Source organism: Aliikangiella coralliicola (genome assembly GCF_007004725.1).
Classification (GTDB): Bacteria; Pseudomonadota; Gammaproteobacteria; order Enterobacterales; family Kangiellaceae; genus Aliikangiella; species Aliikangiella coralliicola.
This window is the reverse complement of record NZ_ML660160.1, coordinates 718,278-730,315: the sequence shown is the minus strand read 5'-3', so window position 1 is coordinate 730,315 and position 12,038 is coordinate 718,278. Positions and strand designations below refer to the sequence as shown.

Annotated in this window: 8 protein-coding genes; 4 read left to right on the top strand and 4 right to left on the bottom strand. The window is 42.5% G+C overall.

Annotation, left to right across the window (positions count from 1 at the left end; translation table 11 throughout):
- Positions 1–156: 156 nt before the first annotated feature.
- Together FLL46_RS02660 and FLL46_RS02655 are read left to right on the top strand one after the other, a co-directional pair.
- The gene (locus FLL46_RS02660) at positions 157–732 is read left to right on the top strand and encodes a Z-ring associated ZapG family protein (protein ID WP_142891864.1); all 576 of its coding nucleotides are present in this window, start codon (positions 157–159) and stop codon (positions 730–732) included.
- Between the two features lie 236 nt (positions 733–968).
- Positions 969–2,264, top strand: coding sequence for a YdgA family protein (locus FLL46_RS02655; RefSeq protein WP_142891863.1), 1,296 nt, complete (start codon positions 969–971; stop codon positions 2,262–2,264).
- Between the two features lie 68 nt (positions 2,265–2,332).
- On the opposite strand, the gene FLL46_RS02650 is transcribed toward FLL46_RS02655, so the two are convergent.
- Positions 2,333–3,967: a tryptophan halogenase family protein gene (locus FLL46_RS02650; protein ID WP_142891862.1), complete on the bottom strand. Its 1,635-nt coding sequence runs from the start codon at positions 3,965–3,967 to the stop codon at positions 2,333–2,335.
- A gap of 201 nt (positions 3,968–4,168) precedes the next feature.
- On the bottom strand, positions 4,169–7,123 hold the full coding sequence (locus FLL46_RS02645; protein ID WP_142891861.1) for a TonB-dependent receptor domain-containing protein: 2,955 nt from the start codon (positions 7,121–7,123) through the stop codon (positions 4,169–4,171).
- A gap of 295 nt (positions 7,124–7,418) precedes the next feature.
- On the opposite strand from FLL46_RS02645, the gene FLL46_RS02640 reads away from it, so the two are divergent.
- Positions 7,419–8,753: a Do family serine endopeptidase gene (locus FLL46_RS02640; RefSeq protein ID WP_142891860.1), complete on the top strand. Its 1,335-nt coding sequence runs from the start codon at positions 7,419–7,421 to the stop codon at positions 8,751–8,753.
- 212 nt (positions 8,754–8,965) lie between these two features.
- Complete coding sequence (locus tag FLL46_RS02635) at positions 8,966–10,117, top strand: S1C family serine protease (RefSeq protein ID WP_142891859.1); 1,152 nt, start codon at positions 8,966–8,968, stop codon at positions 10,115–10,117.
- 210 nt (positions 10,118–10,327) lie between these two features.
- On the opposite strand, the gene murA is transcribed toward FLL46_RS02635, so the two are convergent.
- On the bottom strand, positions 10,328–11,587 hold the full coding sequence (murA, locus tag FLL46_RS02630) for a UDP-N-acetylglucosamine 1-carboxyvinyltransferase (protein ID WP_142891858.1): 1,260 nt from the start codon (positions 11,585–11,587) through the stop codon (positions 10,328–10,330).
- 24 nt (positions 11,588–11,611) lie between these two features.
- Positions 11,612–11,842: a BolA family protein gene (locus tag FLL46_RS02625; RefSeq protein WP_142891857.1), complete on the bottom strand. Its 231-nt coding sequence runs from the start codon at positions 11,840–11,842 to the stop codon at positions 11,612–11,614.
- Positions 11,843–12,038: the final 196 nt, after the last annotated feature.

Genomic DNA, 12,038 nt, shown 5'->3' with positions numbered 1-12,038 from the left:
CCCAACAATGACCTGGATCATAGACATGAAATTTTTGTTAACTACTGGCCAATTTAAACTAATTGTCATTCGACTCCTTGGACTATCTGGTATATATTTATAAAGTAGATATTTCAGTTTCTATGTTGTCTGAACAATCATTATCGAGGTAAGTCAATGGAAGTAATCTCAATAGTTTTAGGGATCATTGCTGGCGCAGCCGGTGGTTTTTACTTTGGCCGTAATTTCTCTGGCAATGCTAACGAAAAAAGCCGTCTTGAAACCGAACTGAAAGAAAAGCAGAGCGAATTAGATGCTTTTCGAAATAAAGTGACTAACCACTTTGAAAAAACAGCGGTTCTGTTTAATCAGGTTTCTGATAGCTATCAGTCCCTATACGATCATATTGCCAAGAGCTCTACCCAATTATGCTCAACAGCAACATTTCAATCTTTGCCTCAATCAACCGATGAGCAAATAGAATCAAAACCGAACCCAGTTCATAAAACAAATACAGATTCAGAAAACCTGTTTGATGCGAACAAGTTATATAACGCCCACGATTACCGAAATAATACTGAAGAATTAGAAGAGACCGAAAAACTAAACGTAGACTTTCAAGATGACAAGGTTGTTGATATTGAATCAGCGAAAGAAGAAAAGAGCGAACCTGCATTAGATTATGCGATAAAGGAAGAAGGCGTTATTAACCACAATAGTCTTGATATTGACGGCGTAAAAACCTCAAAATAAGGATTTTGTTAAAACCAAACATTTGTTGAAACCAAAATGATAGATTTTTAAAGGGCCGATTAGGCCCTTTTATTTTAATTGCCCCATCAAAAAATCAATAAAATCCATATTTCTGTGATCTCAAAGGGAATAAGCGGCTCCATTGCTCGTTGCTGTGTGGTAGAATTCGCAAGTCATAAAAATCATCACTGTTCTTAAATGTTAGGAATTTACTACTAAAATCAGGAAGTTAATCCATGAAAAAAATAATTATTCTTATTTTTGCCATTGCAGCCATTGTGCTGATTACTCCGTTCTTCGTCGGCTCTAAGGCTGAAACAGCCATTAAAGATGTTTACGCAAAAGTGAATGAAAACCCAACTTATCAATTGAAAATCACCGAATACAATAAGGGCTGGTTTTATTCTGATGCGAAACTAGAGTTAGTATTAACCTTGCCGCAGGAAATCTCAATTCCTCCGGTTGTCGTTACTCAAAAGATGCAACATGGTCCTTTTCTGTGGACTAGCGGCGGTTTTGGAACCGGGCTTGTTGACACTATCTTTGGCGTAGAACTGCCGGCAGAACTCCAGGCTGAACTCGACAAGATAAAAGAAATTGATGAAAACACGATATCGATTACTTCACGTATGGCATTTGATTCATCTGTTGACTCTCAGGTTGTCGTCAAACCATTCGTTGTTAATCATGAAGGCGTAACAGTCGATGTTAAAGCGGCTGATATCCAATCTTCACTGCAAAAAAGCGGCAAAATGACCGGAAACGGTTACTGGGACGGAATGTCGGTCACCGAGAGCGACGTTAAAATGCTTGAAATCGGCAAGATGTCTTTATCAATGGACCAAAACCTCGTGAGCGGCGAAATGTTCAGCCCTTTGGCACTGTTTGAAGGCGACTTCAATGTTAGCCTGGCAAACTTGAATGTTAATGGTAAAAATCCGGGCGAGAGTCTTGGAATAAAAGACTTCGCAATTACAGCGAAATCTGATATCAACGAAAAGTTAGCCAACATCAATGTTGTTTTTGGCGCTAAAACAATAGAAGCCATTCAACAAACTTTTACCGACCTGACCTATGATATTTCTTTTGAAAATCTCGACACAGAAGTTCTTCAAGAACTGAATAAAATAATGATCGAATCGCAAAGTAATGCTGGTGGCAATCCAATGGCAGCAGCAGCTCAGGTTCAAGGGTTGTTACCTAAACTTGTCGAAAAAGGGCCGCTGATTAAAATCAACAAGTTTGGTGTCAATACTGCAGCGGGTGAAATTGATAGTAACCTCAGATTTACTATCGACAAAAACATCTATGATGCAGCTAACCCAATGACGATGATGATAGCGATTGATGCTGACGCTAAGGGCCATGCTCCTGAGGCTTTTTTTGCAGGGCTAGGATTAGGACCAAATGTTGAACAACTCGTCCAACAAAATTTTCTAGTACGTGATCAAGGCAATTTAAAGTTTGAATTTACATTCAAGAGTGGCCAGGCGCTCCTTAATGGTAATCCAATGCCATTAGGTGGCTTCTAATTCTTCAAAGAAGAATAACCAAAAGCCGCAAATTTTGCGGCTTTTTTTATCTCAGTAAACCCGAGAATTTAGCAAACCCAGCCTGCAGGCTTTTGCGCAATAGTATAGTCTTCCATTCCAAGCTTTTGTTTTAACCAGACAGCATGAGGCGGAATTTTTTGTTTCGCAGCTTGAAGGCGATGAAGAACGTGAGGATGAACCTGACTAGGCGGTCTATTTGTACCAAATAACTCATCGAACTCCTTATCTAAAAAACCCATTCCATACAAAATACATTCATAACTTTCGTGATTCCATAGTCCCGCAGTATCAACTGCAGCGCGTCCATCAAAACATTGCCCACCGGTTGATATTCCAACTTGTTGCATTCCAGGAAAACACTGGTCTTCAAAGTCTGTTGCGCTCGGCGGTTTCATCTTCCAATATTCGAGTTTCGCCTTTAATCGCTCAGTAATTCTTTCTGGCTTTTGTACCTCTCGCCAAAACTCAGTATCAGTGCGACGGGTCATACAATAATGCATATTGATAAAATCTAGAATCTCATAGAAACGATTCGATAGTATTCGGTTGTAGCGAAATGCCATCTCTTTCATATGCTCACGTCTGTATGGAAAGTGTTCTGCAAGCATTACCGCACCCAGATCGGCAAGATACAATCCTGTAGATTCCAAAGGTTCGATAAAACCTCCCGACAGCCCGATAGCAATACAATTACCTTTCCAATTTTGCTGTCGTCGCCCTACTTTGAAATGAACGAAACGTGCAGGTAAATCTTCACATCCCGCTCCCTGATAAGCTCTCATTTCCGCTTCAGCGTCTTGCTCACTAATAAACTGACTTGAATGAACATAACCAACTGAACGTCTCGATCTCATGGGAATATCCCATATCCAACCGTTTGATAACGCGGTTGCTGTGGTATAGGGCCTTATCATTCCCGGATAAAAATTATCATATGGCACGTGCATAGTAACCGCGCGGTCGCACAACAACCATTGAGAACAATCCTCGAAGGTAACGTCCATTTTTTCTTCAATCAGTTTGGCTTTAAAACCAGTGCAATCAATAAACAAATCAGCTTCTAAATGATTTCCTGTATCGGTCGCCACAGATTTAATATCCCCCGATTCATCCATATCGATATCAGTCACGTTTGCAAGAATATGCTCCACTCCCCGTGCCACCGAAAAATCGCGTAAATAATCAGCAAATAGTTGCGCGTTAAAGTGATAGGCATAGCTCAGCGGCGGTCCCAACTCCCATTGGCCTAGCATTTGGGCAGACAATCCCATTTCACAAATAATCGGCTGTGCTGAACAGGTTTCCATAAATGGAATATTTCGCGAACTACGCAGCCAATTCATGCCACTTCGATCAATCGGCTGCGTCCTAAATCGACTAAACGGATGGTGATAAAAGGTATTGTTATTGTTAACCCAGTTTACGTATTTGATTGATTGCTTAAATGAAGCATCAGTAGCCTTCATAAAGTCAATTTCATTAACACCAATCACCGACAAGATGTGTCGAATGGAAGGAATGGTCGCTTCGCCAACGGATATCCTGGGTATGTCAGGCGACTCGATTAATTTGATTTCTACATTTTTCTGATTACCCTGGAAGTTCAAGGCACCATTCAGATACGCGGCGGTCATCCACCCCGATGAACCACCACCAACTATAAGTATTCTTCTAGTGTACATCTGAGCTCCGGTTGTATTGTTCAATAAAATCTAGCTCAATTAAGCCTTGTCGACTTGAATTGAGAATTGAGCCAGGTTAAAACAGATTGCATTATTATTCTGGACTCACATAAAGAGTTCGTAATTTATCTACTGAATAAAATTAACTATAGAAAACAAAAAGCCGACTCGCGTCGGCTTTTTGCTTATTACTTTCTTAAACTAGAACTTATAGTTTAAGTTAACGAAGAGTCTTCGTCCTAACCAATCATATTGAGAATAGAACGCAGAATCACCCGCAGTTGTTACCGAAGTACCAATGGTAGTAACTTGTGGTGGTCTCTCATCGGCCACATTAGCCACACCAAATAGTGCGGTTAACCCTTGGTCAAATCTATACTGAGCTGAAAGTGAGTGATAAATCACAGCGTCGCTGGAGTTAACAGCACGAACAGTCGTCCCTCGATAAGTGATGGTATCGCCGTCATCTCGCCCAACGTTTGAAACAGAGCCGATATAGTTGATACCCCAGTTATAAGTCCAATCATCCATTTCCAATTGCGCATTTAATGTCGCAGTCAGACGAGGATCGCCGAACTCACCATTGGTATCAAGAATCGAATCAGGAAATAACGCTTGAGACGATTTTTTCTGATAAGTATGGCGGGTTGATATAGACAAACGACCAAAGTCGAGGTCAGTGTTATAGTTAACCGCTAAATCGTAACCACGGTTAACTTGAGAAGCAATGTTAATAAAGCTATCTCTAACTGTTTCAATTCGTTGGTCAGTCGCGTTTCTGTCAAACTGATCACATAACGCCTCTGTTGCAAAATTTTCAGATGCATAACATCTAGCGGTAATGTTAGCGGCCCCCAATTGAGTAACTTCGTCTTCGATTAAGAAATCAAAGTAATCAATCGACACGCTTAAATCAGCAAATTCAGGCTGCCAGACAAATCCAAAAGACTCAGCTTCAGAAGTCTCTGCATCCAGAACACCTAAACCACCACCAGTGAATATTGTTGCACTAATAGCAGCACCAGCAAAGTCAGCAGCGATTCCATCAGCAGCACAGTTATCTGCAGTTCTCTGAGTAATGTTGCCGTTTGCCAACTCAGTTCCCCAGTTAATACAAGGGTCAATCGCTCGCTGCCCAAGGAAAGAAGTTTGATCTGCAAGATAAAGTTCAAACAACGCCGGTGATCGGAACGAAGTACCTCTGGAACCTCTGAATCGAATCTCGTCTGTGATTGACCAGTTAACACCTATTTTATAGGTCGTTTCGCTACCATAAGAATCAACATCTGTGTTACGCGCTGAGAGCGAAACGTCGAGTAGTTGAACACCAGGTAAATCGGTTAACAATGGAATAACGGCCTCACCAAAAAATGCCTGAGTCGTATCATCACCAACGGTTCTACCGGCACTGGTTGATCCCCATAAGTTACCCGCTAAAGTGTGCGGACCAGGGGTATCATCAATTTCATCATTTCGATAGTGGAAACCGATCGCAACCGAAATAGGTCCAGAATCAAGTTCCGCAATATCACCAGAGAAAACAGCTTCTAGCGTATCTTGCTCATAAATTGTCTCACCAGTATCATAACCAAATAAGAAATCTCTCATATCTGGAGAAATATTACCTGCTAAGAACTGTGGGTCTAACCATGGAATATCCTGGCAAGGAACCCCTCGTACTGAAGTATTGGTACCAACACACGAGCCTGACAGGAAGTTTTGATCCGCAACCGAGTCATTAAAAATAACAGCAGTTTTGTACTCACCTTCAGATTTCGAGAATTGATAGGAAACATCCCAGTACCAATCACCAATATCACCGGTTAAACCAACCACAAAGCGCTGGTAATCAACAGTGATTTCGGAGCCGCTATGATCGGTGATTGCCGTCGGACTAAACCATTGAGATCCTGTCCAACCAGCGCTTAGCGGGTTACCAGCAAAAAAGTTTTCGTTGTAGATGTAACCCCAGAACTGACGGTAACCATTGCTTTCAGTCTTACGGCGGTTTAACAGAACTTCGGCATAACCTTGCAAGTTATCGCCAAATTCATATTCGCCTTGAGCAAAAATTGTGGAGCGATTGATTTCTGGAATAAACGATTGCAAATCCTGGAATGGGTGATCAGCATTGGCAACCGCATCAGAAGCAGCGTCATATCGAACTGGGAACCAACCGGGAGGAGTTACCATAAAACCAGGGTTGCTTGGGTCTACAGCAAAACCAGGAATATAGTTCGCTAAATCTCCATCATAATCAAACTGCGCCAACGCCCCCGAAGGAACATTACCACCAGCCCCCTGATAGTCGTAAATCCACACATGCCCCCACAAGAGGTCATTACAGTGTGGCCTTCCAGTTCTAGGATCAATCGGATCCACCTGTTGTCCGGTATTTTGGTCAAAGATGTATCGTTGGCTACAGGCAAAGAAATCTCTATCGCCTCTTGCCAGCTCGCTTTGGCGATAAAAATCTGCAGTGACGCTGATAGAGCCTTTATCGTAGGTTTTGCCCCACGAGCCACTCAGTCTCGTATTCTCACCACTTGATTCTTCTGGAATAGAGGAGAAAAAATCAACCTCACCGCCATCTTTAGCTTTAGTGATGATGTTAACCACACCCGCTACCGCATCGGAACCATACAAAGATGATGCACCATCTTTCAAGATTTCGACTCTCTCAATCGCACTCAATGGAATAACATTGAGGTCAAACGCAGAGACTCCACCACGAGTTCCTGCTGGTCCGGCTCGTCGGCCGTTAAGCAAGAAAAGTGTTCGATTAGCACCTAAACCGCGAAGTGACAGGGTTTCAGCACCTGTACCACCGTTCTGAACAAACGCCGTAGATGTCGCTGCAGTGACCTGAGAGGACCCTGACGCCACAGTAGACTTTCTTAACAGCTCCGCAAGGCTACCTATACCTTGTGCTGCTGCGTCATCAGCCATAATAATTTCAACAGGTTGTTCACTGTTAAAACCATCTCTACGAATACGCGAACCAACAATAACGATTTTCTCGTTTTCATCGTCGGTCGCACCCTGCTCGTCGTCAGACGATTCTTGTGCACTGATATTCAACGCAGAAGCAGCGAGAACACAGCTTACGGCATGAATCAGTGGCTTTTTCTTAAGTTCTATATCAGAAATTTTCATTGTCGTGAATTCCCTAGACTCGTTGTTATTAAAAGTTTTGCTAGTTATTGATATTACAGTCAAAAATAAGGAAAGCCCTTTATTATTACGCGATAATATTATTGTTATTAAGAGCTTATCTTATCAAAGGACCAAAAAGACCTTACACCATGTTATTTCCAACAACAACAAAAATTCAATAATTCAATATTTATTACATAATATTTTCAATAACATTGAAAAGATTATTTTTACCTTCACAAACCAATTTTTCCTGTATAAGGTAAGCCAAAAAAAGGTCCTTAAGGAAACCAATATGCTATTGAGAACATTACTATTTTTATTAGGAATAGGCTTAATTTCGGCACCATCAATGGCGAGTTTGCCAACCGCAGTTAATGGCCAAAAACTCCCCTCTTTGGCACCAATGCTCGAACAGGCGAATCCAGCTGTTGTTAATATTTCAACCACTGCAATCGTCGACTCTCGCTATGATCGGGATCCATTCTTTCGTTTCTTCGAAAGTCCAAGGAGGCAAATACGTCCAGCCAGCCTTGGTTCCGGGGTCATTATTGACGCTGAAAAGGGCCTTGTTTTAACAAACCACCATGTCATTCAAGGGGCTGAGGCAATCAAAGTTTCTTTAGTCGATGGTCGAGAATTCGACGCTGAAATGCTTGGTAGTGATAAAGAAACAGATGTTGCAGTAATCAAGATCGCGGCTGAAAACCTCACAGCTCTGCCTACCGGAGACTCCGATGCTCTTAGAGTTGGCGACTTTGTGGTTGCGATAGGAAATCCTTTCTCATTAGGAAATAGTGTGACTTCCGGAATTGTGAGCGCTAAAGGGCGACAAGGTCTCGGCATTGAAAAATACGAAGACTTTATTCAAACTGACGCGGCGATAAATCCGGGTAACTCCGGCGGCGCGCTCGTTAATTTGCGAGGAGAGCTCATCGGTGTTAATACTGCGATCTTGGGACCATCAGGGGGAAATGTCGGTATCGGCTTTGCTATTCCGATAAAATTGGCCCTTAACGTCATGGAGCAACTGCTCGAATTTGGCGAAGTTCGGCGTGGCTTACTTGGTGTTAAAGGGCAAGACTTGACACCTCGAATTGCCAATGCATTAGGCTTATCAACGAATAAAGGTGTCATTATTACTCGCATTACTGAAAATTCCGCAGCGGAGAAAGCAGGCGTTAAGCAGTACGATATAATTACCCATTTAAACGGCAGAAGGATCCGCAGTAACGGCGAGTTGGTTAACCAACTAGGGCTGCTTCCTGGTAATAGCGATGTAAAGCTCAATCTGATAAGAGATAACCGCGAAATTACCATCAATACTCGCCTTGATGAGCCGAGCTACAAAAAATATTCCGGATTCGATGCGCATCCTTATTTAAAAGGCGTTATCATTGGCGAGTCTAGCAACCTCGACGAAGAACGCGCCCATTTGAAAGTTCAGCAAATCGACACTAATTCGCGGGCCTATTACGCAGGTCTGAGAAAAGGCGATAAAATTGTGGGAGTTGGCCGATATCGTATTTTTAAATATTCACAACTCGTAGACCTTGCTAGTCGGGCCGGTCGTACCTTACCATTGACGATTGAGCGAAATAACGAAAATCTTCTGCTCTTTATTAAATAAATCTCAAGCTGATTTTTACTGGATAAAGAACGAAATAAGGATTAAGAACGAAAAAGTTAAGCTCATTGACTAAAATGACGACTTGCTGCTTTTTAGAGACCTCGCATACTAGTGCTAGACTATTGGTCTGTTAAAATAGCGGCTTTTTCAAATCGGAGTTTTAAGCAATAAAACTCCGATGACAGTAACCACTCAATATAAGTATCGCTCTAATGAAAATAATCAGCTCGATGACATTTTTAATCAAATATATTTTTTGGGGCGCATTAGCTGGACTACTAATTCTTTTCTTTATGCCAAATAGTCAGTTACCTTTCAATTGGCACGTGGCTCAAGATATATTTCATTTTTATCAAACCCATTCCAGATTGGAAGCCCAACCAGCCTCTCAGGCAACCCTTACTATTGATAATCTTTCTTTTGCCGAAGCAGTTGAAAAAGCTTCACCATCGGTCATCACTATCAACACATATCATCCGAAAAGATTCAGAGAAAGCGAAAACTTAGCGCCAAACGAAAAAATACTGGATGTTGCCGTTGGAATTGGTTCCGGCGTCATTCTGAGTAGTGAGGGATATATCGTTACTAATTACCATGTGATTAACAACGCGGAAAGAATCAGTATCAGTTTACCTGACGGAAGACGACGTTTCGTCGAAGTCGTCGGCTATGATGTCGAAACTGACATTGCCGTGCTCAAAACCAACCTGCAAGCACTAGACTCAGCGAAGTTGGCAACTTCCAGTGGAGTAAAAACCGGTGATCTGGTGTTGGCTATTGGAAGCCCATTTGGCCGAAATCAATCGGTCTCTCTGGGTATAGTGAGTGCAATTACTTATCAATCTTTCGCTCCCCGAATACAGACTGACGCAGCCATTAATAATGGAAATTCTGGTGGTGCGTTAATCAACTCGAGTGGCGAAGTTGTTGGTATCAATCAAATGATACTGAGTTCGCTAGGCGGAGGGCAAACAGGTATCAACTATGCAATTCCTATCGACCGAGTGAAAAAAATCGCCGAGGAAATTATTTCGTATGGACGGGTTCGCAAGAACTGGTTAGGTATTGACGCCGCGGAATTTACCGAATATGCACATAGGCAGCGCTTTCCCGATATTGAATTTGGAACCGGTTTTTTCGTTCGCAAGATAGACATTGATAGTCCTGCGCAAAAGGCAGGTATTCAAAAAGGCGATTTTATCACTCGATTTGAGAAACAAAGCATTTCAGGCGTTGCTTCCTTTTATAAGCTTTTTTATGACACGCCGATCGGCAAAGAAGTTGAAGTTGAGTTAATCAGAGATGGAATAAAACTGATGACCAAAATAAAACTGGTTGAAAAATCGATTCAGCCAATCAGTTAGGTAAGAAAAAAGTTAATCGAAAGTTGACCGCCTTGCAACATCAAATTAACCTGAACGCGATAGCCCGCCTTTAAAAATGATCGGTATTTTTCGCTAAGGCATTATCAGGCTTTGCTCTCACAGCAAAGCCTGCACTACAGATAGTTCTTTTTATCGTGAAGTCCTTATCACAAAACCCTTATCACAAAACCCTTATCACAAGATCCTTTATCACGACATTCTACGGATGCTAGCTCCCATTAGCTGCAGTTTTTCTTCGATACATTCATAGCCACGATCAATGTGGTAAATACGATCAACGATTGTTTCACCGCCTGCAACCAGACCTGATAAAACCAGGCTGGCTGAAGCACGCAAATCGGTCGCCATTACTTGCGCACCAGAAAGCTGAGTAACGCCTTTGGAAATGGCCGCATTTCCCTGAATGGTAATATCTGCACCCATGCGCTGCATTTCGCTCACATGCATAAATCGATTTTCAAAAATTGTTTCGCGAATAACTCCTGTTCCTTCGGCAATCGCATTAAGCGCCGTAAACTGCGCCTGCATATCCGTTGGAAAACCAGGGTATGGCGCAGTAGTAATATCCACAGCCTTGGGTCGTTTCCCTTTCATATCCAATTCGATGATGCCCTTACCTGTTTTAATTTCAGCACCAGCTTCTTCAAGCTTTAGCAATACGGCTTCTAGAATATCAGGATTAGTATCGCGTAATTTGACCTTCCCGCCAGTAATTGCGGCAGCCACAAGGTAAGTGCCGGTTTCAATTCGATCCGGCAAGACGTCATGATGACAGCCTTTTAGCTTATCGACACCTTCAACGGTAATGATATCAGTTCCTGCCCCGGAAATTTTAGCCCCCATTCCAATCAGGCAATTGGCCAAATCAACAACTTCAGGTTCACGAGCAGCATTCTCGATAATACTGGTTCCTTTGGCTAATGTAGCAGCCATCAAAATATTCTCAGTACCGGTCACACTAACCGTATCCATAAATATCCGAGCCCCTTTCAAGCCTTCTGGCGCTCGCGCTCTGACATAACCGTCAATCACATCAATGTCAGCGCCCATCGCCTGCATTCCTTTTATATGCAAGTCGACCGGGCGAGAACCAATCGCACAACCACCAGGCAATGAAACATCTGCCTGACCGAACCGAGCGAGCAATGGTCCCAATACTAAGATAGATGCGCGCATGGTCTTCACCAACTCGTAGGGCGCTTCAAACGAATGAATAGTGCTGGTATCAACCTGTACGGTCATTTTTTCGTCGAGGGTCATGGAATTGCCGAGAATTCCAAGTAGTTCTAAAGTGGTCGTAACATCATTTAAATGAGGAACATTACCGATAGAAGTCGTCCCTTCAGCCAGCAAGGTCGACATTAAAATAGGTAACGCAGCATTTTTTGCACCCGATATTCGAATACTACCGTCTAGCTGTGCGCCACCATTTATTTGTAATTTATCCATCAAAACTCCGCAATGAGTGAAAAGTTACTCTGCTTCAGCAGGCGTTAAAGTTTTCAACGATAGCGCGTGTAGTTCGCCCGAAGAAATTTCAGATTGTACTGTCGCATACACCATCTGTTGGCGCGCTACAGGTCTTTTACCTTCAAAAGCGGCAGAAACGACTTTCGCTTCAAAGTGGTAACCGTCACCGGAGACTGTCACTGACTCACAATCCATCCCAGCTTCAATTAGTTTTTTTACATCGATTTCAGTCATTAAATTACTCAATTAAATATCAACGAACCAGTTAGCCGCACATTGTACCCCGAATTAATCTGAAGTATACACTTTCCGCCTCGTAATTTTCTGCTGATATCGAGTACAAGTGTGGCAGAATCAAGTATAATGCGGACTTTTTACAATCTGAAAGCCAAAATGGCGGCAGGTTTGACTAACGGTAAAGTGGCAGCAA